Raw genomic sequence first — 26,748 nt, 5'->3', positions numbered from 1 at the left:
GTCTGAGGTACCGGACGCCACCGGCTGGGATGAGTGATGATGGGAGCATGTCCGATCTCGCTGTCGCCGTCTGTCAGTTCCGCCCGAGCGCTTCGCGCGCGGACAATCGAGCCCGCGTCGCCGAATTCACCGCGAAGGCCGCGGCCAGGGGTGCGCGCCTCGTCGTCTTCCCGGAGTACACCAGCTATTTCGTGGATCCGATGGATGCCACCCTCGCCGAGAACTCCGAGACGATCGAGGGCGAATTCGTCGCAGCGCTGCAGGACGCGGCATCCGCTCACGACGTCACCATCATCGCGGGCCTGGTCGAGAGCGCGGGGGAGCGCGTGCGCAACGCGCTCGTCGCCGTGGATGCTGCGGGGCTCCGCGCCGTCTACCGCAAACAACACCTCTATGACGCGTTCGGGCAGACGGAGTCGGATTGGATCGAAGCCGGTGAGCTCGACGAACCGCAGACGGTCGCCATCGACGGCCTGCGGATCGCCATGATGACCTGTTACGACCTGCGCTTCCCGGAGGTCGCACGCACCCTCGCCGATGCCGCAGCCGATGTCATCGTCGTGCCGGCGGAATGGGTGCGCGGACCGCTCAAGGAACACCACTGGACGACGCTGCTCGCGGCGCGTGCCATCGAGAACACCACGTACGTTGTCGCGGCAGATCACCCGACTCCGATCGGCGTCGGACACTCTCAGATCATCGATCCGCAGGGCGTCGTCATCGCCGGTGCCGGCACGGCAGAGGGCATCGCTGTCGCCGAGCTTTCCACTGAGGCGATCGCCAAGGTGCGCGAGACGAACCCGGTGCTCGAACTGCGCCGCTACCGCGTCGTCCCGCGCTAGCGACTCGACCGGGCGGCGGCGGTGGGGCCGTGCGGGGGTCGCGTCTTGTCGCTAAAGCGTAGCCGTAGCGGCGAACTGCGACCCCTCCCGCTGCCGCACCCGGATGCTAGAATCCTGCAACGGCGAGGCGCGCTACGGCATCCTCGATCACTTCCACCCGCTTGCAGGCCGCGAATCGCACCAGGCCCGCATAGTCATTCTGATGCTCGCGGCTCACGAAGGCGCTGAGCGGAATCGCGACGACTCCGGCCGTCTCCGGAAGCGCGCGGCAGAAGGCCGCAGCATCCGCCCCGCCCAAAGCTGTGGCGTCGGCGACCGTGAAGTATCCGCCCTGCGGTGCGATGACCTCGAAGCCGGCCGCGCGCAACCCGTCACCGAGGATCTCGTGCTTGCGGAGGAGTGCGGCGGCGGCATCCGCGAAGAACGCATCCGGCATCCGCAACCCCACCGCGATCGCGGGCTGGAACGCGGATCCGTTCACATAGGTGAGGAACTGCTTCACCGTCAGCACCGCAGTGATGAGGTCAGCCGGGCCGTGGATCCAGCCGATCTTCCACCCGGTTGTGGAGAACGTCTTGCCCGCTGATGAAATCGTCAGCGTCCGCTCTGCGGCGCCAGGCAGCGTCGCCAGCGGCACGTGGGCGGTGCGGAAGGCGAGGTGCTCGTAGACCTCGTCGGTGACGATGACCGCGTCGTGCTTCTCTGCCAGACGCACGACTTCGGCCTTCACCTCACGGCTGAACTGGATGCCGGTGGGGTTGTGCGGATCGTTCACGAGGATGATGCGCGTCCGGTCGGTGACCGTCGCGGCGAACGCGTCGAGATCCGGCTGGAAATCGCCCCGGCGCAGCGGAACGGTGCGCAGGCGTGCGCCGGCCAGCGCCACGGCAGCGGCATACGAGTCGTAGTACGGCTCGAAGACGACGACTTCGTCATCGGGGGAGTCGATCAGCGCGAGCAGCGTTGCAGACAGAGCCTCCGTCGCTCCGGCGGTGACGATGACGTCGGTCGCGGGATCCACCTCGAGACCGTAGAAGCGCTTCTGGTGCTCACTGATCGCGTCGAGCAGATCCGGGATGCCGCGGCCCGGCGGGTACTGGTTCGCACCGCGCGAGATCGCCTCGCGCGCGGCCTCGAGCACCTCGGTGGGGCCGTCTTCATCGGGGAAGCCCTGACCGAGATTGATCGCTCCGGTTCTCACTGCAGCCGCAGACATCTCTGCGAAGATAGTGGGCGCGACCGCGCCGTCTGCGGAGAGCAGGCCGGCACCGGCCGCAGTGCGCCGCCAGGCGCCAGGAATAGCACTCATGCAAACCAGGCTAAGGCCATAGGGAGCACTCACCTCGCCCATATCGAATGCACAGCTACACGCGGCACTCTGAAATGGCGTTGATGAAGGAGCAGACATGAATCAGAGCAACACCCCCGAGCGGCCCTCGTTCCCCGAGCAGCCTGCGTCGCAGACTCCGGCTGGCACAGGTGCCGGTCACCACGACATGCCCGCTGCGTTCACATCGCACGCGACTCCGCAGCATCCGGTCCAGGGCGCAGCGTTCGGCCTCCCGCAGACGGCCGACCGCCATGCGCAGACAATTCCTCTTCCGCCGTACGACAACCAGTACGAGTCCGCGGAGTACCCGACCCAGGGGCCGATGACCGCGACGAAGACAAAAGAGAAGAAGCCGTTCGGTGCAGGCAAGGTCGCAGCTCTCATCGTTGCGGCAGCCCTTGTCGGCGGCATCGCCGGCTTCGGCGGCAGCTACCTCGGCACCACGATGTGGGCGCAGCCGGTCGGCTCGACCGCGACGGGACCTGGAACCATCACGGTGAACAACCCGGGCTCGGTGAATGAGACCACGGCCGTTGCCACCGAGGTTCTTCCCTCTGTCGTCACGATCCAGGTGGCGGGAGCCCAAGGGTCGGGAAGCGGTTCGGGTGTCGTGCTCAGCGATGACGGATACGTCCTCACCAACACGCACGTCGTGACTCTCGGCGGTGCGGAGGCCAACCCAACCGTTCGTGTTTCCACGTCAGACGGTCACATCTACGACGCGGAGATCGTCGGCACTGATCCGATCTACGACCTCGCCGTGATCAAGCTCGAAGGGGCGAAGGACCTCACCCCGATCGAGTTCGCCGATTCCTCGAATCTCAACGTCGGTGACACCGCTGTCGCGGTCGGCGCTCCTCTGGGGCTGTCGAACTCGGTCACCACCGGTATCGTCAGCGCGCTGAACCGCAGCATCCAGATCGCCTCTGCGGCGCTTCCGGACTCGGCGGGGCAGGACGCACCCGATGACCAGGGCGAGGGCGATCAGGGCGGTAGCCCGTTCCAGTTCGATCTGCCCGGCACGCAGCAGCAGACGCCGAAGTCGTCGATCTCGATTTCGGTGATCCAGACGGATGCCGCCATCAACCCCGGAAACTCCGGTGGGGCGCTCGTCGACAGCGAGGGCAGTCTCATCGGCATCAACGTCGCGATCGCGACGGCCGGTGGCGGACAGGAAGCCGGCTCGATCGGTGTGGGCTTCGCTATCCCGTCGAACATCGCTCAGCGCGTGTCGCAGGAGATCATCGAGAACGGCGCGGCCACGCACGGACTGCTGGGCGCGACGGTGCAAGATGCCTCGTCGGTCGAATCGGCCGACGTCGCTGGTGCAGTCATCGTCGAAGCCACCCCGGGTGGGGCCGCGGACGCTGCCGGGCTCAAGAAGGGCGACATCGTCACCGAGTTCAATGGACTTCCGATCGCTGGAGCCACCGACCTCACCGCGCAGGTCCGTGCGGCAGCGGCCGGCAGCGACGCGACGATCACGTACGTTCGCGACGGCAAGTCGTACGAGACGAAGGCGACCCTCGGAGAATTGAACCTCTGAGCGCACACGCGTTCACAGATTCCGACGCCACCCCGCGATAGGCTCGCGGGGTGGCGTCCTTCTCTTTCGGCTCCGGCAACGCAGCGAAATTGCTGAGGATTCCGTTGTATGCCGCAGGCCGCATCGGAACCGTTCTCGTTCCCCGAGGGCGACGCTGGGTGTTCGGGTGCGGCGCCGGTATCGGCGACGGAGCTCTCGCGCTCTGGCGCATCGCCACCGCACGGGGGCATGACGCCGTGTGGCTGGTTTCTTCGCCTCGCGAGCGAGCGGATGCCGCGGCCCTCGGCATCCCCACGATCAAGAAGTCCTCTCTGCGCGGCTGGTGGGCCACTGCGCGCGCAGGCGTGCTCGTGGTCACGCACGGGCAGGGAGACGTGAACAGATACGCGACCTCTGGTGCGTTTCTCGTGCAGCTGTGGCATGGAATCCCGCTCAAGCGGATCGGTCTCGATTCGGCGGCGACGACCCAGGTGCCGAATGTCCCTGGGGCGCCGGTGCTGCGCCGGCTGATCGAACTTCTGTACCGAGCGACCGCGCAGCGGATCAGGCTGATGCCCGCGGCATCCGATCGCGCGCGCGGACGGCTGGAGTCGGCCTTCGCTCTCGGCGACTCACGCGTGGTCGTCACCGGTGAGCCGCGAGTGGACGTGTTGTCGTCTGGTTCTTCGCAGGAGCGGCGCGCCGCGGCATCCGCACTGCTCGAAGACGTGACGCGCGCACTTCCGAAGGACGCGCGCACGCTGTTGTACGCGCCGACCTGGCGCGACGGCGCCGAAGACCCCGCGATTCCCACGGCTGACGACTGGGTGCGGTTGATCGCTCTGCTCGAAAAACAGAATGCTGTGCTGTTCGTGCGTTCGCATCCGCTGGGCGCCGGCGGGTATCAGCCGCCGTTGCCGAGTGCACGGGTGCGGATGCTGGGCTCTGATCTTCTCGCCGACGTGACGCCGGCGCTGCCCGGCATCGACGTGCTCATCACCGACTACTCCTCGCTGGCCTACGACGTCGGACTGCTCGGGATGCCGGTGCTCTATCTCGCTCCGGATGCCGAAGAATATGCTCGCACGCGGGGATTCTACGGTCGATACGAAGATGTCGCCGGGGCCGACCTCGCACAGGACTGGCAGACCGTGACCAACCAGCTCGACACACTGCTGAGCGATGAGGGTGCGTTCGCCGCGCGTTCTGCGCTGTCCAGTACGCTCAGCGCACAGGTGCACGCGTATCGCGACGGACAGAACTCCGACCGCGTGTACCGCGCAATATGCGCGCGGGCGATCCCCGCGCCGAAGGGAGCACGATGACGACCATCCGCATCGACGACCAGACGGAGAATCTGGTCATCGCGGGTGACGGGGCAGCCCCCGCGCACGGCGTGCTCGAAGGCCCGCGCGCCAGAGTCGAGGCGACGCTCGCGGCCGACGAGGCGACGTGGACGGCGACCTTCCCCCTTCGCGTGTCGCGCTGGGGCGGCGAGGCGCTTCCCTTGCCCTCGGGGGAGTACCGACTGGACCTTGCCGGAGCCGACCTCTCTGACATCGAACTCGGAGCGCGAGTGCTGCAGGGTATGCGGATCGCGGCTCGTGGTGACCGCGTCGAGATCGCTCCTCCGCTGGAGCCCTTCTACGACACACGCGAGGGCCAGGCCGAACTCGAGGCGCAGTACGCGGCCGAAGCAGGCGGCGAAGAGAACGCCGTGTTCTTCGAGAGCTTCTACGGTCAGAGCGCGGGGTGCAATCCGCGGGCGATCGATCGCGAGCTCGCCGTGCGTGCTCCAAATGTCGTGCGCTACTGGAGTGTTGTCGACCTCTCGGTGCCCGTGCCGGACGGTGCGATCGCGGTGGTCGAGGGGAGCCCGCAGTGGTGGCGTGCGCGGGGGCATGCCCGGCTGCTCATCGTCAATGACTGGCTGCGGCGTCGTTTCGTGCGCAAGTCGGGGCAGAAGGTGCTGCAGACCTGGCACGGCACGCCGTTGAAGCGTCTGGCGCTGCATCGCCCCGGCTTCGACCCTCGGCGCATGGCCGCAGTGGTGAAGGAATCGCGACGCTGGGATGTGCTGCTGGCGCAGAACCCCTACTCGGAACGGATCCTCAAGAAGGCGTACGCGTTCTTCGGCAGACCGGTCTGGACGGACGGCTACCCCCGTAACGACATGCTCGTCACCGGCGACGGGTCAGCAACGCGAGCGGCACTGGGGATCGGTGCGGAAGAGCGCGTGCTGCTGTACGCGCCTACGTGGCGTGATGATCGGTCCGAGATGGTCGACTTCATCGACCCGCAGACTCTCGCCGAGCAGACGGACTCCGTGGTCCTCGTGCGCGGTCACTCACGAACCCTCAAACCAGGCAGAGACACGTCGGGTGCGCGCGTGATCGATGTGACCGGCTTTCCGGAGACATCGCAGCTTCTGCTCATCGCGGATGCGCTCATCACCGACTACTCCTCGGTGATGTTCGACTACAGCGTCACTGGTAAGCCGATGTTCTTCCTGGTTCCAGATCTGGATCACTACCGCGGGCAGCTCCGCGGCTTCTATTTCGATCTCGCCGAGCGTGCCCCTGGCCCACTGGTGAAGACGCAGGATGAACTGGTCGCGGCTCTTCTCGACGACTCGGTGCCTGGCCATTTCGCTCCGCGCTACGCGGCGTGGCGTGGCCAGTTCAACTCCCGCGACGACGGGAAGGCCTCCGAGCGGGTGGTCTCCCGCCTTCTCGACCTCGGCTTCCTCGCGCCGTAGAACACCGCAGGCCTGCGGCAGGGTCCACGGCAGGCGCGCGGCCAGGTCCGTGAGAATTGCTTTGTCGCACGAGACTCGTGTTCGCAACGCAATTCTCACGCTGCAAAGCAATTCTCGCGGCCGGAACGCGGCCGCTACGGCAGCGGAGTGTTCTGCGTGCCGAGCCGCGAGGCGTCGACGGTGCCGCGGGCGCCACGCAGCACGCCGACGATGAAGCCGTAGCCCCACGCGAGGTGCATCGTGGGCAGCACGGCGAGGGTCCAGACGCGCTCGCGCGCAGATTCGCCTCCGCCGGGTCGCAGCGCCATCAGGGCGACGAGCAGTGCGTACGCGATCAGCGGGAGGTAGACGATGGATGCCACCAAGGAGGCGATGCCGCCGAGCACGCGAGTCAGCTGCAGCGCCCCGACGATCACTGCGAGGACGACGCCCAGCAGAAGCGCCGGGGGAGCGAAGAAGCGCAGCCCGTTGCTGCGTCCGTAGCGTCTGACCAGCTCACCGCGCCACGCCCCTGTCGCCCGGAACTGCCGAGCAAGGCGCCACCAGCTCTCGCGGGGCCAGTAGGTCACCTGCAGCGCGGGGTCGAGCCACACCTTGTGGCCGGCCTGGCGAATGCGCAGGTTCAACTCCCAGTCCTCGCCGCGGCGGATGGTCTCATCGAAGAGTCCGACTTCTTCGAGCACCGAGCGACGCATGACGCCGAGGTAGGCGGATTCGGCTTCACCCTCGTGGGTCGTGCCGTGATAGGCACCGCCGCCGAGGCCGATGGGGGAGTTGTAGGCACGCGCGACCGCCTTCTGGAACGGCGCGCGTCCTTCTGCGTGCATCACGCCGCCGACGTTCGCAGCCCCGGTGCGCTCGAGCGTTGCGAGCGCCCGCTGCGCATAGCCGGGGGAGAGCTCGGAGTGCGCGTCGACGCGGACGATCGTCGCATACCGGCTCGCGCGGATCGCGGCGTTCAGGCCGACAGGGATGTGCGCATCAGGGTTGTCGACGAGGCGGATGCGATCGTCGCTCGCGGCAAGCCGCTGTGCAAGTTCTGTCGTGCCGTCCGTGGAAGGGCCGAGAGCGAGCACGAGCTCGCTGGGGCCTGCGAGCTCCTGCGCCAGCACGGATGCGACGGCATGCTCCAGGTAGGCCCGCTCGTTGAGCACGGGCATGATGAATGACACTCCGACCGGAGACGTTGTCGAATCGTGCTCTTCCACCTGTCGATCATGTCATGGCGTGCCAGGCGCACACGCGTAGTCTTAACAGGTGGGTGCTGTTCGGGACTTCAAGAAGGCGTATCGTCTGCTGCGCAAGGCTCTGCGCTCGCGCAAGGCGGTACAGCGGGTCCGGCGCCATGTGAAGACCCTGCCGCCCATGCCAGAGGATCACTTCAAGGTCGCGGTGTACTTCGCCGATGGTGCAGTCAACATGTACCAGATGCGCCAGTGGTATCAGCCGCTGGCCGAGCTCGCCAAACAGTGGCCCGTCGTCGTGATCGCGCGAAACGCCAATGGCGCCGAGAAGCTGATGGATGAGACCGAGATCCCCGTCGCCTTCGTTCCTACGGTGCGCGACGTCGAGCGCTTCATCGCAGAGCAGGACATCCGGATCGTCCTGTACGTGAATCAGAACACCCGCAACTTCCAGATGTTCCGCTATGGCCGGCGCTGGCACGTGTTCATCAACCACGGCGAGTCCGACAAGATGTACATGACCACGAACCAGTACAAGGCGTACGACTACGCCTTCGTGGCAGGTCAAGCGGCGCGCGATCGCCTCAGGCGCACGCTGTGGGACTACAACATCGATCGACGCACGCTCGAGATCGGTCGCCCGCAGGCCGATCACTACTCCGGAGTTCTGCCGTACACCCCTGACGAGCGAATCGTCGTACTGTATGCGCCCACCTGGGAAGGCGACCGTCCGAGCGCGCACTACGGGTCGATCGCCACGCACGGCGAGACTCTCGTGAAGGCGCTGCTGGCCACAGGACGGCACCGCGTGATCTACCGTCCGCACCCGCGCAGTGGCGTCGTCGATGACGCGTACGGCGCGGCGCACAAGCGCATCATCGCCGCCGTCGCAGAAGCGAATGCATCCGATCGCGGCGCGCAGCACGTATTCGATGATGGTCCCGAACTCGGCTGGCAGCTGGCGGCAGCGGATGTCGCGATCGTCGACATCTCGGCGATGGTCTACGACCGTCTCGCGGTCGGCAAGCCGCTGATGATCACGCGTCCCCTGGATGAGAACGCTCAGGTCGACACCGGCGGATATTTGTCGGACTGCGAGTGGCTGACGGCGGATGCCGCATCCGCGATCGTGTCGGAGATCGACCGGGTCCGCGCCGACGAGCAGGCGATCGCCAAGCTGCAGATGTGGGTGCAGCACTACTTCGGCGACACGACGCCGGGAGTCGCGACTGCGAAGTTCCACGCTGCGATCGAGCAGCTCATGTCGAAGTGGGAGCTGTGGCAACAGCGCGAGATGGGCGTCGTCGTCCCCGATGAGGATGATGACGACGAAGAAGACAAAGACGACGAGTCTGAAATCCACTGACGGGTTCGCCGAGTCCGAGCTCAGAGGCGTGCGTAGACTGACGCGCATGGACTTCGCGCAGGCTGCAGTTGTCACGTCCAGACTTGAGGTTCTGGCGGAGTCGGCGTCGACGAATGCCGCGTTGCGCACGCTGTCGGCGGATGCTGAGGCGTGGCCGCACCTGTCCGTCATCGTCACCGACAATCAGACTGCCGGCCGCGGGCGCCTTGACCGGTCGTGGATCGCGCCGGCGGGATCGGCGCTGGCAGTGTCGGTGCTGATCCGCGAGCTTCCCTCGCGCCCCGAAGCGATCGGCTGGATTCCGCTCGTTGCGGGGTTGGCGATGGCGGATGCCGTGGCCGCACAGCTCGCAGGTCACGAGGTGGCAGTGAAATGGCCGAATGACGTCCTCGTCGATGGCCACAAGATCTGCGGCATCCTGGCTGAATCGACCGGGACGGCCGTGATCGTCGGCAGCGGTGTGAATACGGCAATGGCAGCCGACCAGCTTCCGATTCCCACAGCCACGTCGTTCGCGGCACTCGGTGAGGTCTGTGACGGTGATCGCCTGATCACTGACTACCTGCGCCGACTCGATGGGCTACTCAGTGCACTCGTGGCGTGGGAAGACTCCGATCGCAGCGGCATCCACGACGCCGTATCCGCACGTTGCGCAACGCTGGGGCGCGAGGTCGACGTGGACCTGCCGGACGGATCGATCGTGCACGGCACAGCGACCGGGATCGATGCGGATGGCCGACTTCGCATCGATGTCGCCGGCGCCCTGCACGTCGTCTCGGCTGGAGACGTCGTTCACGCTCGGCTGACGTAACGACGCAGCCGAGGCGAACACGGCGCGGTGCAGCCAGAGATGTCGGTGCCTGAAGGCACAATGGAGGCATGACTCAGCCCGTGACCCTCGGCGGCCGGCCGATGATGCCGCCACCAGGAGCGCCTGCCGACGAACGGCTCATCGCGCGCTTCCGCGGACATGCGCGCCGGTTGATCTGGTCTGCACTGCTACTGATCGTCGTGTGCGGCGCGACGGGCTATCTCTACGGCAATCTTCCTGAGGGCTTCGAAGATTGGATGCTGCTCACCGCAGCCGGCGCGCTCATCATCGTCGGCGTGATCATCCCGTTCCTCATCTGGCTGTCCCGCACCTACACCGTCACCACGCGACGGGTGATTGTTCGCCATGGGATGGGTGCCCGCCATCGCGAAGAGATCTCGCACGTGCGCGGCTACTCGATCGGGGTTCGCCGTGGCCCTCTGCAGCGTCTGGGCGGTGCAGGAACCATCACCCTCTCCAACGGCATCGATGTGCCCGTGCGGCTGGTGAACATCCCCAACGTGACGCTCGTCCATGAGGCTCTCGCCGATCAGATCGAGGTGAATCAGATCCTCGCGCATCGTGACGCGCAGTCCGCGTCCGAAGGCGAGGGCGTGTTCTGATCGTGCGTCGCAGGAGCCTGCGCCATGCGGGAGAATAGGTGCGACGAACGGAGATCTACATGGCGTTGCGCATCGGCGTGATCGGCGGCGGACAGCTGGCTCGGATGATGATCGCTCCGGCGGTCGAACTCGGACTCGACATCCGCGTGCTCGCTGAATCCGAGGGGATGTCGGCACAGCTCGCCGCGACGGCGGTGGGGGACTACCGCGACCTCGAGACCGTCCGCGCTTTTGCGAAGGATGTCGACGTCATCACCTTCGATCACGAGCACGTGCCGCAGGAGGTGCTGCGTGCTCTGGTGGCTGACGGCGTCGCCGTGCACCCCGGGCCTGATGCGCTGCGGTTCGCGCAGGACAAGCTCGATATGCGCGCGAAGCTCGCTGAGCTCGGAGTGCCGCAACCCGATTGGGCTCGTGTGGCCGATGCTGCAGCGCTCCAGGTGTTCCTCGATGATCACGGTGGGAGCGCGGTTGTGAAGACTCCTCGTGGCGGCTACGACGGCAAGGGTGTGCGTGTCGTGCGCTCTGCCGAAGAAGCAGACGACTGGTTCGCACAGCTCGCCGAGGGCGATGCCCTGCTCGTCGAAGAACTCGTCTCCTTCCGTCGCGAGCTCGCCCAGCAGATCGCCCGCCGCCCGAGCGGCCAGATGGCGGCGTACCCCGTTGTCGAGACCGTGCAGCGCGATGGCGTGTGTGCGGAGGTTCTCGCGCCGGCTCCGGCGGCGAGTGACCGGCTCGTGCAGGTCGCCGAGGGGATCGGACGCCAGATCGCTGAAGGACTCGGCGTCACCGGAATGCTCGCCGTCGAGCTCTTCGAGACCGACGATGAGCGAATCCTCGTGAACGAGCTCGCCATGCGTCCGCACAACAGCGGCCACTGGAGCCAAGACGGCGCGGTCACAGGACAGTTCGAGCAGCACCTGCGTGCGGTTGCCGACCTGCCTCTGGGTGACCCGAGCACCAGGGCGCAGTGGTCGGCGATGGTGAACATCCTCGGTGGTCCCGCTGAGGGCTCGTTCGAGGACCGTTTCGAGGCAGCGATGTCGGAGCACCCCGACGCGAAGATCCACACCTATGGCAAGGCGGCACGTCCAGGCCGCAAGGTCGGACACGTCAACACCGCCGGCGACGACCTGGATGACGTCGTCTACACCGCGCGCGCCGCTGCCGCTCATTTCGCCTGACCCTTCGACAGGCTCAGGGATCGACCGCGTCGGGAATCGACAGGCGCGCCGTTCAGCGGAACCCGGGGTATCAGAAAGTACCCTGGGGGAGTGACTGAGCCACTGCATTCCTCTGCTGTGCCCGTTGTCGGCGTCGTGATGGGTTCCGACTCCGACTGGCGCGTGATGAGCGACGCCTCGCAGGCGCTCTCCGACTTCGGCATCCCGCACGAAGTCGAGGTCGTCTCTGCGCACCGCACGCCCGACAAGCTCATGCAGTACGCGCGCGAAGCGCGCGGTCGCGGCATCCGGGTCATCATCGCGGGGGCGGGCGGCGCCGCCCACCTACCGGGAATGCTCGCGTCCATGACGGCCCTGCCTGTCATCGGCGTTCCGGTGCCACTGGCCTATCTCGACGGCATGGATTCGCTGCTCTCGATCGTGCAGATGCCGGCGGGCATCCCCGTTGCCACCGTGTCGATCGGAGGCGCGCGCAACGCCGGCATCCTCGCAGCACGCATCCTCGGCACCGGCGATGATGCGCTCGCGGACCGGGTCGAAGAGTACGCACGAACCCTCGAGTCGCAGGTGGCGGAGAAGAATGAGCGTCTCAAGGATTCCCTGTGACTCTGGCCGCGCCGCGCAGCAGCACGCCGGCAAGGCCGGGAAGGCCACTGATCGAGCCGCGCCCGCTGCGCAATCCTGACGCCGCCGACCCCGCATTCATGGGGCGGCGCGGCTGGTGGCTGGTCGTCATGAATGTGCTGGTCCCGGGGTCAGCGCAGATCCTCTCCGGTCGCAATCGCAAGCTCGGCCGATTCGGGCTTGCCGCGACCCTGCTCAGTTGGTTCCTCGTGATCTGCACCATCGCCGCGGCGGTGGTCTGGCAGTCGGGGCTCATCACGTTGGCATCCAACTGGTTCGTTCTTACGCTGATTCAGGCGCTGCTCATCGCTTACGCGGCGCTCTGGGTCGTGCTGACGCTCAGCACGCTGAGTATCGTGCGCTTGGTGAAAGTGCCGCCGATCTCACGCATCGCGATCCCCGTCGTCGGACTCGTCATCGTGGGAATGCTCAGCGGTGGCGCGGGATACGCTGCGAGTGTCGTGGCATCCGGTCGTGGCGCGATCAACGACATCTTCGGGCAGAGCGGCCCGAGTCTTCCACCCAGCGACGGCTACTACAACATCCTGCTGCTCGGCGCCGACAGTGGCGACGGACGCGACTCCATGCGCTTCGACAGCATCTCAGTGGTGTCGGTGAACGCCGACACGGGAGCGGTGACGATCTTCGGCATCCCCCGCGAGCTGCCCAGTGCGCCGTTCAGCGGCGGCAGCCCGATGCAGGCGCTCTACCCGAACGGCTTCGAGGGACATTCTTCGCAGAACTGCGGGTGGAACCCGTGGATGAACCACGTGCGAAACGCGGCAGAGGTCTGCCGCGAAGACAAGGGCGCAGGCCTTTATCCGGATGCCGCATCCCACGGTTCCGCCCCGGGAATCGAGGCGACGAAGGATGCTGCGGAAGGGGTGCTCGGGATCGAGATCCCGTACTACATCTTCGTCGACATGAACGGCTTCGCCGCCATGATCGATGCTCTCGGCGGCGTCGACATCAACGTCACCGAGCGGCTTCCGAAGGGGGGTCCGCCCGAGGGATGGCACGGCAACGACGTCAATGAATGGGCGATCGGATGGATCGAGCCCGGTCAACAGCACATGGACGGTGACACGGCCCAGTGGTATGCGCGCTCGCGCTACACGACCAGTGACTGGGATCGCATGCAGCGTCAGCGCGAGCTCCAGGTTGCGATCCTCGACCAGTTCACGCCGCAGAACATCTTGAGTCGCTTCAATGACATCGCGGCTGCCGGCACCGTCCTCATCGATACGGATCTTCCGCGCGACAAGCTGAGCGAGTTCTTCGACCTCATGCTGAAGGCGAAAGAGCAGCCGGTCACGACGATCGAGCTCATCCCTGAGAACGGCGTCGATGAGCACCAGCCCGATTATGCGTTCATCCATGAGCTCGTGACGCAGACGCTGCACCCGCCGACGCCGGAACCGACACCGGAGCCGTAGGACTTACTCGCACTCGAGAGCAGCCCGCGTCACGTCGACCTGATTGAGCATCGGCGTGTGTCGTACGTGGGCGAACTGTTCTCCCGTGCCTGAACCGGTGAACGTCGCCGTGATCGTGACAGATTCGCCCACGGGCAGTGTCACGTCGTACTGCACGACGGGGCGCTCGCCGAGCTGCGCTTGTGTGTCACCGGTTTGCTTTGCGGTCGCGCCTTCTGGGCCCACGATCGCGATGAGGGTGCGCGTCGTGCCCGGCTCGAGGCCCTCGGGATCCTCGGGATCTGCGCCGGTCACCGACGCCGGCAGTTCGCTCGCGGGGGCGTCGTTCGTCCACGTCACGTGCACCTGGGTGGTCTGATCGCCGTGACATTCACCGATGGCCCGGGTGATGGCGGCATCAGCGTAATAGTCCATCGCGCCGCCGGTGCGGTCGTTGAACAGCACCTCGACGTAGACATCGCTCTCGGTGTCGTTCGGCAGCGTTCCGCCGAGAGTGGATGCTCCCAGCGCGGCCTGCTCTTCGGGATGGACGCTCCAGACGCGGATGCGGTCTCCGGATGCGGCATCCGAAAGCGCTCCGAGGACGGCAGGCGGATCGTCTGACATCAGGAGCGCCGACACCAGCGCGCTCGTGGCCTGGACGACCAAGGCATCGTAGGCGGTGGAGTCTGCACCGGTGGCGGGAACCTCAGAGGCGAGAACCTCTACGAGAGTGTCGGGGCCGGCGGTGAAATCGCTGAAGGAGATCTGTCCGGTGGCTGCGGTCAGCTGTTGCAGCGCGATGAGGTCCACTGCGATGACGCCGTCGATCGCGTCGCCGTACTGTTGGTGCCAGCGCGTCGCGAGCATCGCTCCCGCCTCTGCGAAGCCGGGGATGCTCGTGGCATCGCGCACGATTCGGCCCGGAGCGTCGCCGTACAGCGCAACTGTCGCCTCGTCGAGCGGAAGGGGCGCGTCGAGGGCCGGGAAGTCGTGCGCGGAGACGGTGCGGTCAATGCTCAGTGCGCCGTTCTCGGCGTGCATCAGCGCGAGTGCTTGCACTGCGCCACCGTGTGAGCGAAGCTCCGCGTTGTTCTGGACCGCGACGAGATAGGTGCGGGGTCCGTTGCTGCCGAGCATGTTCGGCAGCAGCACGGATGCCCCGTGCATCGCGCCGACCGTTGCGGAGGCATCGTGGATGAGATCGCGCGTCTGGGTGATGACGTCTCCCATCATCGGGATCGTGACGTCGGTGTCGACGCGCTGAGCGCGCAGATCAGCGGCAGCGAGCGTCGTGGCGGACTCGCCCAGCGGTTCCTGCAGAACGGCGAGCGGGGCCAGATCGACGTGCGAACCGCTGAGCCCGAGGGTTGCGAGGTCGGCTTCTCTCGCGACGGCGATCAGAGGTGTGATCGCATTGGTCGCCACGTCGTCGGTGATCTCGGCGATTTCACGCAACGAGGTGAAGTCACCGCCGAGCCAGGGGATGAACTCGAAGCTGCGCCAGACTGGGTCGGATGTGAGGTCGTGGGCAACGGCCGCATGCTGCTCGATCCGCGGGGTGATCTGCTCAGCCCGTGCGAAATCGCGGTCGTTGATGGCGGACTGCAGCTGCCCGACGGAGTTGCGCACGTTCTGCAGTTCGCTCGCGGCGCCGAACCCGCGGAAGAAGACCCAGCCGACCGCGAGTATGACGACGAGCAGTGTCAGGCCGACCACCCATCCCACCCAGCGTCGTCGCGGTGGCAGTCGACCGTCACTCATGAGTGCATTCAAGCATGCTCCGGCGCGCGGCACCGAGATTCCGGGCGTGCGCGGATAATCTGAGCGTATGGGTGCTCAGTTGCGCGTCGTTCTCGACCAGATCGCGACGATTGTCGACGCCGACCAGGCCCAGGCCGCGCGTGACCTCGTCACAGGGCTGGTCGTCACTGCTCCGTCTGGATGCTCCGTTGAGCTGATCGTCCCCGCTGGCGGAGACGCCGCGATTCCCGGCGTCGCCGGGGTTCGCTCTCTAAGACTCGGGCGCCGTGAACTGGCCGCATCGTGGCAGATGGGGATCGCTCCGGGGGTGGGCGGTGGGCTCATCCATGCGCCGTCTCTGATGGCACCGCTGGTCAAGCATGATCGTGTGCACGATAACGACCAAGTCGCGCTGACGGTGTGGGATCTGAGCGCGTGGGAGGCGCCCCAGAACCTGTCGAAATCGAACGTCGCATGGCAACGAGGGATGCTTCGGCGTGCGGCGAAGCACGCAGATGCTGTCGTCGTGCCCACGCATGCGATGGCCGAGAGGATCAAAGACTTCGCGAAGCTCGGTGACCGGGTGCGAGTGATCGCCGGCGCCGCTCCAGACGGTTTCGTCATGCCATCGGATGCCGCGCGGCGGCGCGACGCGCTGTCACTGCCGGAGCGGTACGTCGTGCTCGTCGGACTCGAGGATGAGCTGGAGCACGGCTTTCGCGCGGCCGCCGCGGCAGACATCGACGTCGTGGTCCTCGACGCAGTCGATGGCGCTGAGCCGCGTCTGGTTGAGATGGCGTCGGCGGCGGGGCTGCCGGAGCGCCGTGCGCACGTGCGAGGGCGTCTGGCGGCTTCGGACCGTGCGGCTTTGCTCGGGGCCGCGGCGGCGTTCGTCGCGCCCAGCTCGGCGTCGGCGTGGCCGTGGCGAGCGATGGAAGCTCTTACGCTGCGGGTGCCGGTTGTTGCCTCTGACAGCGGTGTGCATCGCGACGTCGTCGCCGAAGGCGGCGCTCTCGTTGCGATCGAGGAGATGACGGACGCTGTGGTCGACGCCGTCGGCGCAGGAGAGAAGCGTCTGCGGGTGCTTGCGGCGGATCGCGCAAAAGCGTTCTCATGGGAGAGTGCCGCGGAGCGCGTGTGGGCGCTTCATGCGGAGTTGTGACGCGCTCAGGCACGCATGATTGACACGGCTTCCTTGCTCGGGCCATCGAAGCGCTTCTTGCCGTTCTGGAGGAGGACGCCTCGCTCGCAGAGCTTGGACACCATCTCCAGATCGTGACTGACGACGACGAGTGTCTTGCCTGCTGCATGGAGTTTGCGCACCCGGTCGAGGCACTTCTTCTGGAAGGGTTCATCTCCGACAGACAGGATCTCGTCGATCAGCAGAATGTCCATTTCTGTGTGGATCGCGACGGAGAACGCAAGTCTCAGGAACATTCCGGATGAGTAATGCTTGACCTCGTTATCGATGAACTTCTCGATCTCGCTGAACTCGACGATCTCGTCGTAGCGAGCTTCGGTTTCTTTCTTGCTCATGCCGAGGATCGCGGCGTTGAGGAAGATGTTCTCTCGACCCGAGAGATCTGGATGGAAACCCGCGCCGACCTCGATGAGACCGGCGACGCGTCCGCGAGTGAGCACTCGACCAGAGTCTGGAGTGAGTACGCCAGAGATGAGCTTCAGCATCGTGGACTTGCCCGAGCCATTGAAGCCGAGGAGCGCGACAGATTCGCCTTCGCTGATCTCGAACGAGATCCCGTCGAGCGCGTGGAAGTCCGTGGTCAGAGGCCGGCGGCGGATCGCGGCGAGGGCGGTCTCTTTGATGGAATGAGTGTGCCGCAGTTTGAAATTTTTGTGGACGTCGTCGACCACGATGCGGGGAAGCGGTGTCGATTCAGAGATCCTGGGCAAAGCGACCCTCCAGGCGTCGGAAAACGAGCTGACCAACGGCCAGGAACACGAGCGAGACAAGCAGAGCGATTCCGGCAAACAACCACATGTCCGGAATCGGTCCGGATCCGGTTGGGCCCAGTGGGTACCAGATTCCGTAGTGGAATAGTTCGACGGCCGCCGTAACTGGGTTCAAGCAGTACAGCGTAAAGAGCCAGCTCGGAACGGCATCAGCGACCTGCGTCCAGGCGTACATCACGGGAGAAGCCCAGATGGCGCACATAAGAATAATGTCAACGAAGCTCTGCGCGTCACGGAAGGTGACGTTGATGGAGCCGAAGAGCAGGCCCAGGCCACTAGCGAGGATCGCGACGATCACCAGGGCGAAGACCACCGCGGCGATCGACAGCAATGACGGCGTCCACCCGAAGAACAGCGCGATCACGACGACCACGATGATCTGCGGAACAGCATTCACCGCGGCGATCAGCATGCTGGCGATGGGAAACATCTCTCGGGGGAGATAGATCTTCTTGATGAGTGGAGCGTTGTCCACAAGCGAACGAGTGCCATTGGAGAACGCCTCGTTGAAGAACGTGACGACTGTGATGCCAGAGAGCAGGTAGATGGGGAAATAATCGACACGTCCGTTCATCCCCAGGAAGACGCCGATTGCAACGAAGAATACGACGAACTGCACCAAGGGCTTTACGTACGACCACAACCAGCCGAAGATCGAGCCTCGATAGCGGATCTGCACTTCTTTGCGCACGATCAGCGACAGCAGATGACGCTGCCGGAATACTTCAAAGAGGCCGCTGTCAGATCCGGGTGCTGTCAGCCCCTGGCTCTCGATCGTGTCTGCTCGACCCACCGAGCGCCTCCTTCCGGGCGCGCGGGTTGCGCGCACACCGAGAACCATCATACGAGGCGAACCGCAAGCGATCGTGAGGAGCTCATGGCAGATTCACCGGATGCTCCAGGGATCCGCAAACGGCGCTGATAAGATCACGGGGGTTTGTTGCGCTCCTTTAGCCGAAAGTTTCCTACTCTGTGACACTACATACAGTCCTCGATCAGCCCGCGTTGTTTCATTTCGTCGACGCTGAATTCGGTGACGAACTTTCCCTCCGCGAACGACGACTTCTCGTAGGTGCGTTGAACTTCCACGCGCTGATGGCACCAGGGCGTCAGCTTCGTGCGCATCTGTATGGCGGCGGCGCAGAGAACCTTCCTCGCTTGACGGACGACACCACGTTCGACGGCATGTCACGAGAGAACCGACGGAGGACAGATTCTTTCGAAATCGTGAGCGACCTCGTTGAGGAACGGCGACAGGCTGAAGACAACGAAGTTGCGGCTCGGCATCTCGTTGCTGCTCCGCAGCGTCACCTGCATATCTCAATGGACGACGTCCTCGCCTCGGACCCCTATCGGCCCCCGCGTACTGATGTTGTTGGAAAGATCGCTCGGTGGGTGAAAACTCGTGCCCCCATGCTCTATGACGACGCGCGAGATCTGTCATTGCTTCGATTCAGACGCAGACTCAACCGGCCGATGCAACGTCGTGACTACGAGAGCGAGTTCTTGCCTGGCGGTGCTCACGAAGACGACGAGCTTGTCTTGGCTTCCCCCGCATCTGACGGCGCGCAGCGAGCGGTGATCATCGGACTCCACTGGTTCGAACTCGGTGGTGCCGAACTTTGGGCGTTTGAAACCGTGAAACTGGTGCGTGAAGCGGGATTCTTGCCGGTTGTTCTTACGAACCGCGCGTCGCATCAACCTTGGATCACCCGACCGGAACTCGATGGTGCGCTTTTGATTCCGTTTTCGGAGCCGACCGTTACCTCGCAGACGCCAGGAGTTGAACCACTGCTAAGGGCGTTGCTTCGAACCTTCGACGTTCGCGGTGTCGTCATACACCACAACCAGTGGCTGTACGACAGGGTGGCATGGATTGCTGCCTCGCGCCCTAACATCCCGATTGTTGATAGCACTCACATCGTCGAGTACACAGGTGGCGGCTATCCGCTGAGCAGCGTGATTGCGAGCGCTTCGATAACGACGCACCACGTGATTTCGCCTTCACTGGCGCGGTGGATGATCGATGTGCAACGTTTGTCTGCTGAACGTGTCTTGATGGCTCCGTTGGGCGGACTGACGACGGACTCTGTGGACGCCGTCTTCCGTTCCAAGGGCGAAGACGAGGTATTCACCGTCGCGTTCGTCGGCCGGATGGCACGACAGAAGGCCCCCGAGGTTTTCATCTCGATGGTGAACTATCTCAAGCGAGAGGGCCATTCAATGAGGTTCATTCTCCAGGGCGACGGTGAACTTGCTTCGTGGGTCGACGACGTCATTGAAGCTAACGGGCTGAAGGACGATATCGTCCGGAGGACCTCTGAAACTCCAGTTTCTGAAACCCTCGATGAGGCGCACTTGCTTGTTGTGGCTTCTCACAACGAAGGGCTCACGCTCACGACGCTCGAGGCGATTGCTCACGGCGTCCCGGTGGTGTCGACAGACGTCGGCGCACAAGCCGACATCATTCCTGACGCCGCTCTGGTCCCACGTCACGCGCGCACAGCAGCTCGCGGACTTTCCAAGATCGTTGCGTCGTTGGCCGGAGACGAAGACGCGCGAAAGTCCCTGTGGGACGAGGAACGCGCTGCGGAGAAGAAGCTTCTCGCGCAGTCATCCGCCAGTATTTGGTTCAAGAAAGAGGTGAGCTCGTGGTGAGCGTCGCAGGAGTGGTCGTTACGTTCAACCGGCTCGATAAGTTGAAGACAGTGATCTCGTCGATCGAGGCGCAGACTCACGCGGTCGAGACGCTCCTGGTGATCAACAATGCATCGACCGACGGCACCGCAGAGTACCTAGCGGGTCTCGAGACTTCGGTGCCGCTCGAAGTCGTCACGATGGAGACTAACTCAGGTGGCGCTGGCGGATTCGCCGAAGGTATGCGCAGAGGTTACGCGTCAGGTGCGGACCATGTCTGGATCATGGACGATGACTGCTACCCGAAACCTGAAGCGCTAGCCACTCTTATTTCTGGGTTCGATGGTGCGGTCGCTGAGCTCGGGCCTGACGTTCCCTTTGCATGTTCCGTGGTGAAGTTCACTGATGGAAGCATCTGTGAGATGAACAACCCCGTACCTACGTGGGACTGGGGTCGGCTTCTCGTTAAAGGCCAGCAGAATGTCATGGTCACCGCATGCTCTTTTGTCTCTGTGCTGATTCCGCGTTGGGCAATCGCTGAGTATGGCCTGCCGTACTCCGAGTACTTCATCTGGTTCGACGACCGTGAATACACGTTGCGTCTCACCGGCCGTTGCCCTGGCGTGCAAGTGCTGGACAGTGTCGTTGTTCACGACATGGGCGACAACCGCGGTGTCAACTACGCCATGGTTGATCGCAAGAGCCTGTGGAAGTTCGCCTACGGGGTGCGCAACGAAGCATCGTGGCAGCTGCATCACCGTGGTCTCTTGTACTTCCTCGAGTTCGGCGCACGGCTGTTCGTCAGCCTGCACCGGGGACGGGTGCCCTTTGACCTGCGGACGAAGCTGGTGGGGAAGTGGCTGCGTGGAATCACGTTCAATCCGGTGATTCGTTATCCCGAGGTGGAAGGGGCTCGGAAGAACTAACAATGGTGGCGTGCGGTAACGCTGATCGCTGCACGCACACCACTGTTCACATAATTCGCTTGGCGTAGTCGTTCAACTGCGCTCTCATCGGTGACGGCACGAATCCGGTCGACTCGATCTTGGCCAAGTCGAGGACACTGTTGTTGGGTCGGGGAGCAACAATCCCGGCTGAGCCTTCAAAGTACTCGGACGTGCTAACAGCGGTAACACGGGACGGGTCATGGCCGGCCGACGAGAAAACGGCTCGAGCTACGTCCGCCCACGTCCACGGCTCGCCGGAGCTGGTCAAGTTGTAAACACCGTACTCTGGTCTCGTATTCAACAGGTGCCTGATGCCGCACGCAAGGTCGCTGGTGAATGTCAATCGCCCGCGCTGGTCATCGACGACCATGGGATTGATGCCTCGTTGCGCCAATGACGCCATCGTCCTCACAAAATTTGCCCCGTCGCCGATAACCCAACTGGTTCTCACAATGTAGTGCTTCGGTGCGATGGCGGCGGCCAGCTCGCTGGCGGCCTTTGTTTGTCCGTACACTCCGAGCGGGGCAATATCGGCAGCCTCAGAGTATGCGCCATCCTCGGTGCCATCGAACACGTAGTCGCTCGAAATATGCACAAGCGTAATTCCATTGGCCCGCGCAATTTCGGAAAGCCGGCGGACGCCGGTGACGTTCACTGCCCATGCTGCACGTCGCCCTTCGGGTGTCTCCGCTTGATCGACTGCTGTGTACGCGGCCGCGTTGATCACGGTCTCGTACTCGCTCCAGTTGCGCGCTCGATCTAAACGTGGGTCGCTGAGATCGAGGTCCGTACGTTCGGCGTACTCTACATCGGTTCGGCCATCGAAGAGTTTGCGAAGAGACTTGCCCAGTTGCCCATTTGCGCCGAGAACGAGGGTCATGCGCGGCGGGATTCGCCGAACTTCTGCCAACCGTGGATGGCTAAGGTCTTTCGCGCTGATCTCGGCGTCTTCTAAGGGTACTGGCCATGGGATGGCCACATCCGGGTCGGCCAGATTGAGGAAACTGTATGCGGCATCCGCTGACCAATGATCATTCACCAAATAGCAGTAAGCGGTATCGGGTTCCAGGGTCTGATAGGAGTTTCCAACGCCGCGAGGGACAAACACTGCAACTGATGGATCTATCTCCGCAGTGAAGACGGTGCCAAAACTGGGGCCGTCCCGAAGGTCTACCCACGCTCCGAATACTCGCCCGGTGGCTACGGACACCCATTTGTCCCACGGCTCAGCATGGATGCCACGGGTTGTGCCGGTCGCATCGTTGAATGAGATGTTGTTCTGTACGGGTCCAAAGTCTGGAAGACCGGCCTCGACCATCTTCTCGCGTTGCCAATTTTCTTTGAACCACCCGCGACTGTCGCCGTGTACAGGGAGCCGCCACAACTGGAGGCCTGGAATCGGAGTTTTCGCGGAGTGCAGTGCCTTGCCGTACTCTGTCACGTCAAGTTACCCTCGAGATCATGCCGCACTCGCTACTGCCCTCTACCGGCATAGAAAGCTTCTGTGGCATCTTTAGAGGGCGCCCACCACGCTTCATTTTTCTTGTACCAATCGATGGTCGAAGCCAGCCCAGCCTCGAAATTTCCGTACTTTGGTGCCCATCCGAGTTCCGTTCGCAATTTTGTTGAGTCAATCGCATAACGAAGGTCGTGACCAGCTCGGTCGATTACATGATCGTATGCGTCCATCGGCTGACCCATTTCGGTCAGGATCAACTCCATTACTGATTTGTTGTCCTTTTCGCCGTCCGCCCCGATGAGGTATGTCTCACCGATCGTGCCCTTGTCCAAAATAGTAAGGACTGCAGACGAGTGATCATCGGCGTGAATCCAATCACGAACGTTATGTCCGGCGCCGTACAGCTTAGGCCGGATGCCACGGATCACGTTGGTGATCTGACGGGGAATGAACTTCTCTACGTGCTGGTAAGGACCGTAGTTGTTCGAACAGTTCGAGATTGTTGCGTGCACGCCAAAAGAGCGAACCCAGGCTCGAACGAGAAGATCGCTGCCCGCTTTGGTGGACGAATAAGGAGAAGAGGGGGCGTATGGTGTGGACTCTGTAAATCTATCCGGGTCGTCAAGCTCGAGGTCGCCATACACTTCGTCGGTGGAGATGTGATGGAAACGTCGATTGTGATGCCGAGCTGCCTCAAGCAAGGTGTAGGTTCCGACGATGTTCGTCTCAAGGAATGGGCGCGGGTCGTGTAGCGAGTTGTCGTTGTGGGACTCGGCCGCATAGTGGACCACGGAGTCAACCTCGGTAAACAAACTGTCGACGAGGTCCACGTCCGTAATGTCCCCTCGCACGAATCGCAAACGATCAGCAGGAATCCCCGCCAACGACGCTCGATTTCCGGCGTAGGTTAACTTGTCGAGGACAGTGACGTGAGCATCGGTGTTCTCGACTACGTGATGTACGAAACTCGAGCCAATGAACCCTGCCCCGCCAGTGACGAGTATGCGCGTCATCGATGACCCCTTTCGAGAGTTTCGAGTAGATACCTGCCGTAGCCAGACTTCACGAGCGGTTCAGCTCGTTTTCGCAGTTCCTCGTCGTTGAGGAAGCCCTGGCGCCACGCGACTTCCTCGGGAACCCCGATCGACAAGCCAGTTCGGCGCTGGATGGTTCGAACGTACTCAGCTGCGTCGGTCATCTGGTCGAACGTCCCAGTGTCGAGCCACGCGGTGCCGCGCGGGAGCACCTCGACCTGAAGCTTGCCGCGCTCGAGGTACTCACGATTGATGTCCGTTATCTCGTACTCGCCGCGCGGCGAGGGACTCAGTTCTCGCGCTATTTCTACGACGTCGCTGTCGTAGAAATACAGGCCAGGGACTGCAAAGTTGCTTTTCGGCGATGCAGGCTTCTCTTCGAGAGAGACTGCCTTCCCGTATGCATCGAACTCGATCACGCCGTATGCCTTCGGATCCGCTACCCAGTATGCAAAGATTGCCGCGCCATCGACCGCGGCGTACCGCTTGAGTTGTGCACCGAGTCCCGGGCCATAGAGCAGATTGTCCCCAAGCACTAGAGCGACATGATCTGAACCGATGAAATCGGCTCCTATCGTAAATGCCTGAGCGAGACCGTCGGGCGACGGTTGGACTGCAAAAGAGATTGAAACGCCGAACTGAGAACCGTCTCCCAACAGGCGTTCGAAGAACGGCGCGTCATGGGGAGTGGTGATAATCAGGATGTCGTTGATGCCGGCGAGCATCAGCGTTGACAGTGGGTAGTACACCATCGGCTTGTCGAAGACGGGGATCAGTTGTTTGGAGACCCCGAGCGTGATCGGGTGTAGTCGGGTGCCGGAACCACCTGCGAGAATAATGCCTTTCACCCGTCTATCGTGCCACACGAAGATCGAAAGTCTCGCTAAGGCTCCAACTAGGTACTTCTGCGGGACAGTCGCGGGCGCCGCTACTGGCGTGACAGTTGGGTCGGCCCTCCGAAACGGCAGGGCTGACGGTCGCGCTCGACGAAGAGCGGTTGCATTCGCTCATCGACCGAGAGCCGGTATTGCGCGAGCAGCCTTTCACCGTCTACCAGCACGCCCTGCGACGTCGAGCGAGTCCATGGGTGATGTTCGGTGCGGAAACCGTCCGGGATGCGAAGCTGTTGCGGACGACACTATATTTCTCGTGGGAGAGAACTGCTTTCTCTGCTGGGTGTGCGGTGACGTCGTCACGCTCGAGAAAGAGTCGGCCAAACGACGACACTTCCGCGCGATTCGCCACCAGCCCAGACGCTGACCGCTACATTCGAAAGTATGACTCCCCGTTACATCACACGTCTGATCGCGGTCGCAGTCGTCGGCGCCATGGCCATAGCTACTGCCGGGTGTGCTGGTGTGCCGGGAGCCAAGGGTCCGGCGCCAACGTCAGTAGCCACCGCGAGTCCGGAGCCCGACTCGACGACACACGCTCCAAGCACCGCGGCGCCATCGACGACGGACGCAGAGTTCGGATCCTTCACCGGCGACGAGCTGGCTAAGATCTGCGTCGACGCCACCGTCTCGACCTTCAATTCCGATGTCCGGTTCGATTTCGGACACACGCGGGTCGAGCACCGCACGGTGGATCCCGAGTGGCTGGTGATTGTTCCCGCTCGGACCGGCGGGATCGACGGCCGAGCGCTGTGCACAATCGGCGGCACGCCGTCGGCGCCCGTGCTCGAACTATCATCTGGATCGATTAGCGAGCTGCCAGAGGAACAGATCCAGAGACTGATCCGAGGCGAGAACGAGGGGGGCGATCGGTAGTGTGGGATGCGGATGCTGACGATTCTTCATCGAGGCGTCGACCGCAGCAGACCATCTCTCGCCGGGCCATGCTCCTGGGGGCGGGGACCCTGCTCGGAGCAGTCGCGGTCAGCGCGGACGCCCTTTCTCCTGGGCTGAGTGCCACTGCCGCCGGAACGTATCTCCGGCCGTGCGGTGACGTTCGCATCTCCGATTCGTGGCAAGGGCACAAGAACCGGAATCCGCCCTCCGCAGAGCCAGGCACCGACTATGCAGTCGAGATCGGAACGGCAGTCCGAGCGGCGACGGATGGCGTGATTATCGATCGCAAGGACTCTACATCGACGGCCACCGGTCGTTACCTCGCTCTCCGCGGAGATGATGGAAACTATCTCCGATACCTGCATCTGATGTCGAGCATTGTCGCAGTCGGAACGCGTGTCAGTCGTGGGCAAGTCATTGCTTACTCCGGTGCGTCGGGATTCGGCAGTGAAGGCGGTTATGGGCCTCACGTTCATGTCTCCCTCTGGGCAAACGGCACGCCGACCCAGCAGGGGTTCGCCGCATCGGTCGACTTCGAGAGCTACGTTGTAGGCCCAACTCAGCCCAGTGAGCCCGTCAAGTACTACGTCACGAGGTACGACAACACCGTGTGGGCGGTGACGCCGACAGCGATCACCGCCCTCAGCTTCTCGCAGTGGCAGGCGGTGGGGTCGCCTCCTCCGTTTTCTGCGCCGACTGAATACGTCAGGTATCCTTGGTCGACCACGATCAGCGCCGTCACTATCTTCGGCACCGAGCAGTCGAGATGGATATGGCGGCACCTGACGCTCGAGGAGTGGAATCGAGTCGGACGCCCAAATCCGCGGATCGCCGGTTGGATTAAAGACTCGCTCTACTACCAGTGGGCAGGCTCCTCCCAGGTCTTCGTCCAGGACGCGGGAGGTGTCAAACATGCGCTGACGTACGAGGAGTGGGGGGCATCCGGGTTCCAGCCGTTCCAGAAGCGTGCTACTCAGGGCTTCGTGAGACTCTCGTGGGATGCGAACATCGCTTTCCTGACCGACTTTGCCACGGGTAAGGGCGGGCCGATCAGCCACCAGCAATGGGCACTGGAGGGATTCCCGAATCCGACGATCGCAACCCGATTTCCCGGGGACCAGTTGTACAAGTTCAACGGCTCTCCCACGATCTGGTACGCCGGTCCAACCGTGAACAGGCCGATCAGCTACGCGGAGTGGGGCATGCTGGGCTACCCATCACCGACTATCCGCCGTACCTGACCCCGGAAGGCAGGAGGGCGCCCACCCCGCTAATGATTGGTGGGGTCCTTCGCGGATGAAGGGCGTCAGGCGTGGAGGGGCACAGCATCACCGATTTCTAGTTCGGATGATGTGCATGTTTCTAGTTCGGATGATGTGCATGCCGATCCGGCGAAATCGGCGATCGTGATCCGCAGCCACTCCGAGCTGGAGATCCCGTCCGAGATGAAGGACGAGCGCAGGGGACTGCTGACGGTTTAGTTGACTCGTCTTGTTTGGGGTTTT

The 26,748-nt window shown here is 63.6% G+C and carries 23 protein-coding genes; 15 read left to right on the top strand and 8 right to left on the bottom strand.

What is annotated here, in order from left to right; genetic code table 11:
* Window positions 1–47: 47 nt before the first annotated feature.
* Window positions 48–842, top strand: coding sequence for a carbon-nitrogen hydrolase family protein (locus tag ACTU6U_RS00115; RefSeq protein ID WP_443467138.1), 795 nt, complete (start codon window positions 48–50; stop codon window positions 840–842).
* A gap of 106 nt (window positions 843–948) precedes the next feature.
* Here the strand turns inward: ACTU6U_RS00115 and ACTU6U_RS00110 are convergent, their stop codons facing one another.
* Window positions 949–2,151 (bottom strand): aminotransferase class I/II-fold pyridoxal phosphate-dependent enzyme, encoded by a 1,203-nt coding sequence (locus ACTU6U_RS00110; RefSeq protein ID WP_443467137.1) that lies wholly within the window; start codon window positions 2,149–2,151, stop codon window positions 949–951.
* A gap of 97 nt (window positions 2,152–2,248) precedes the next feature.
* Here ACTU6U_RS00110 and ACTU6U_RS00105 point away from each other — a divergent pair, with 97 nt between their 5' ends.
* From ACTU6U_RS00105 to ACTU6U_RS00095, 3 genes are read left to right on the top strand one after another with little or no spacing between them, the layout of a single operon-like run.
* Entirely contained in the window at window positions 2,249–3,718 is a 1,470-nt protein-coding gene (locus ACTU6U_RS00105) for a S1C family serine protease (RefSeq protein ID WP_443467136.1), read from the top strand.
* Between the two features lie 50 nt (window positions 3,719–3,768).
* Window positions 3,769–5,022, top strand: a complete 1,254-nt coding sequence (locus ACTU6U_RS00100) for a CDP-glycerol glycerophosphotransferase family protein (RefSeq protein WP_443467135.1) — start codon at window positions 3,769–3,771, stop codon at window positions 5,020–5,022.
* Window positions 5,019–6,455, top strand: coding sequence for a CDP-glycerol glycerophosphotransferase family protein (locus ACTU6U_RS00095; protein WP_443467134.1), 1,437 nt, complete (start codon window positions 5,019–5,021; stop codon window positions 6,453–6,455). Before ACTU6U_RS00100 ends, ACTU6U_RS00095 begins: the two co-directional genes overlap by 4 nt.
* 134 nt (window positions 6,456–6,589) lie before the next feature.
* On the opposite strand, the gene ACTU6U_RS00090 is transcribed toward ACTU6U_RS00095, so the two are convergent.
* On the bottom strand, window positions 6,590–7,663 hold the full coding sequence (locus tag ACTU6U_RS00090; RefSeq protein WP_511198795.1) for a glycosyltransferase family 2 protein: 1,074 nt from the start codon (window positions 7,661–7,663) through the stop codon (window positions 6,590–6,592).
* 49 nt (window positions 7,664–7,712) lie between these two features.
* Between ACTU6U_RS00090 and ACTU6U_RS00085 the strand changes: the two genes are divergently transcribed.
* The 6 genes from ACTU6U_RS00085 (at window position 7,713) to ACTU6U_RS00060 (ending at window position 13,683) form a co-directional block, all read left to right on the top strand.
* Window positions 7,713–9,005, top strand: a complete 1,293-nt coding sequence (locus ACTU6U_RS00085) for a CDP-glycerol glycerophosphotransferase family protein (RefSeq protein ID WP_443467133.1) — start codon at window positions 7,713–7,715, stop codon at window positions 9,003–9,005.
* A 46-nt stretch (window positions 9,006–9,051) separates the two neighbouring features.
* Window positions 9,052–9,816 (top strand): biotin--[acetyl-CoA-carboxylase] ligase, encoded by a 765-nt coding sequence (locus ACTU6U_RS00080; protein WP_443467132.1) that lies wholly within the window; start codon window positions 9,052–9,054, stop codon window positions 9,814–9,816.
* 68 nt (window positions 9,817–9,884) lie between these two features.
* The gene (locus ACTU6U_RS00075) at window positions 9,885–10,439 is read left to right on the top strand and encodes a PH domain-containing protein (RefSeq protein WP_443467131.1); all 555 of its coding nucleotides are present in this window, start codon (window positions 9,885–9,887) and stop codon (window positions 10,437–10,439) included.
* Between the two features lie 59 nt (window positions 10,440–10,498).
* Window positions 10,499–11,623, top strand: coding sequence for a 5-(carboxyamino)imidazole ribonucleotide synthase (locus ACTU6U_RS00070; RefSeq protein ID WP_443467130.1), 1,125 nt, complete (start codon window positions 10,499–10,501; stop codon window positions 11,621–11,623).
* 138 nt (window positions 11,624–11,761) lie between these two features.
* Complete coding sequence (purE, locus tag ACTU6U_RS00065) at window positions 11,762–12,229, top strand: 5-(carboxyamino)imidazole ribonucleotide mutase (protein WP_443467881.1); 468 nt, start codon at window positions 11,762–11,764, stop codon at window positions 12,227–12,229.
* Window positions 12,226–13,683 (top strand): LCP family protein, encoded by a 1,458-nt coding sequence (locus tag ACTU6U_RS00060; RefSeq protein ID WP_443467129.1) that lies wholly within the window; start codon window positions 12,226–12,228, stop codon window positions 13,681–13,683. The genes purE and ACTU6U_RS00060 overlap by 4 nt, the downstream gene beginning before the upstream one ends.
* A 3-nt stretch (window positions 13,684–13,686) precedes the next feature.
* On the opposite strand, the gene ACTU6U_RS00055 is transcribed toward ACTU6U_RS00060, so the two are convergent.
* Entirely contained in the window at window positions 13,687–15,426 is a 1,740-nt protein-coding gene (locus ACTU6U_RS00055) for a DUF4012 domain-containing protein (RefSeq protein ID WP_443467128.1), read from the bottom strand.
* A gap of 67 nt (window positions 15,427–15,493) precedes the next feature.
* Here ACTU6U_RS00055 and ACTU6U_RS00050 point away from each other — a divergent pair, with 67 nt between their 5' ends.
* Window positions 15,494–16,567, top strand: coding sequence for a glycosyltransferase (locus ACTU6U_RS00050; RefSeq protein WP_443467127.1), 1,074 nt, complete (start codon window positions 15,494–15,496; stop codon window positions 16,565–16,567).
* Window positions 16,568–16,572: 5 nt separating this feature from the next.
* Here ACTU6U_RS00050 and ACTU6U_RS00045 read toward each other — a convergent pair whose 3' ends face one another.
* Both ACTU6U_RS00045 and ACTU6U_RS00040 read right to left on the bottom strand, forming a co-directional pair.
* Window positions 16,573–17,316 carry an ABC transporter ATP-binding protein gene (locus tag ACTU6U_RS00045; RefSeq protein WP_443467126.1) on the bottom strand — a complete coding sequence of 248 codons (744 nt, stop codon included), beginning with the start codon at window positions 17,314–17,316 and terminating at the stop codon, window positions 16,573–16,575.
* The gene (locus ACTU6U_RS00040; protein ID WP_443467125.1) at window positions 17,300–18,169 is read right to left on the bottom strand and encodes an ABC transporter permease; all 870 of its coding nucleotides are present in this window, start codon (window positions 18,167–18,169) and stop codon (window positions 17,300–17,302) included. The genes ACTU6U_RS00045 and ACTU6U_RS00040 overlap by 17 nt, the downstream gene beginning before the upstream one ends.
* Before the next feature lie 179 nt (window positions 18,170–18,348).
* On the opposite strand from ACTU6U_RS00040, the gene ACTU6U_RS00035 reads away from it, so the two are divergent.
* Window positions 18,349–20,034 (top strand): glycosyltransferase, encoded by a 1,686-nt coding sequence (locus ACTU6U_RS00035; protein ID WP_443467124.1) that lies wholly within the window; start codon window positions 18,349–18,351, stop codon window positions 20,032–20,034.
* Window positions 20,031–20,939 carry a glycosyltransferase family 2 protein gene (locus ACTU6U_RS00030; protein WP_443467123.1) on the top strand — a complete coding sequence of 303 codons (909 nt, stop codon included), beginning with the start codon at window positions 20,031–20,033 and terminating at the stop codon, window positions 20,937–20,939. Before ACTU6U_RS00035 ends, ACTU6U_RS00030 begins: the two co-directional genes overlap by 4 nt.
* A 46-nt stretch (window positions 20,940–20,985) precedes the next feature.
* On the opposite strand, the gene ACTU6U_RS00025 is transcribed toward ACTU6U_RS00030, so the two are convergent.
* The 3 genes from ACTU6U_RS00025 to rfbA are packed head-to-tail and all read right to left on the bottom strand — an operon-like array spanning window position 20,986 to window position 24,301.
* Window positions 20,986–22,401, bottom strand: coding sequence for a sugar nucleotide-binding protein (locus ACTU6U_RS00025; protein WP_443467122.1), 1,416 nt, complete (start codon window positions 22,399–22,401; stop codon window positions 20,986–20,988).
* Between the two features lie 32 nt (window positions 22,402–22,433).
* Window positions 22,434–23,432 (bottom strand): dTDP-glucose 4,6-dehydratase, encoded by a 999-nt coding sequence (gene rfbB / locus ACTU6U_RS00020; RefSeq protein ID WP_443467121.1) that lies wholly within the window; start codon window positions 23,430–23,432, stop codon window positions 22,434–22,436.
* Window positions 23,429–24,301, bottom strand: a complete 873-nt coding sequence (gene rfbA / locus ACTU6U_RS00015; RefSeq protein ID WP_443467120.1) for a glucose-1-phosphate thymidylyltransferase RfbA — start codon at window positions 24,299–24,301, stop codon at window positions 23,429–23,431. The genes rfbB and rfbA overlap by 4 nt, the downstream gene beginning before the upstream one ends.
* 429 nt (window positions 24,302–24,730) lie before the next feature.
* On the opposite strand from rfbA, the gene ACTU6U_RS00010 reads away from it, so the two are divergent.
* A complete protein-coding gene (locus ACTU6U_RS00010) occupies window positions 24,731–25,222 on the top strand; it encodes a hypothetical protein (protein ID WP_443467119.1) in 492 nt (163 codons plus the stop codon).
* Between the two features lie 68 nt (window positions 25,223–25,290).
* Window positions 25,291–26,484 carry a M23 family metallopeptidase gene (locus ACTU6U_RS00005; protein ID WP_443467118.1) on the top strand — a complete coding sequence of 398 codons (1,194 nt, stop codon included), beginning with the start codon at window positions 25,291–25,293 and terminating at the stop codon, window positions 26,482–26,484.
* The last annotated feature ends 264 nt before the right edge of the window (window positions 26,485–26,748 follow it).

Source organism: Microbacterium zouquanmingi (assembly GCF_052266695.1).
In the GTDB taxonomy this organism is placed as follows: Bacteria; Actinomycetota; Actinomycetes; order Actinomycetales; family Microbacteriaceae; genus Microbacterium.
The sequence above is the reverse complement of the archived record's forward strand: the minus strand, read 5'-3'. Positions and strand labels throughout refer to the sequence as shown.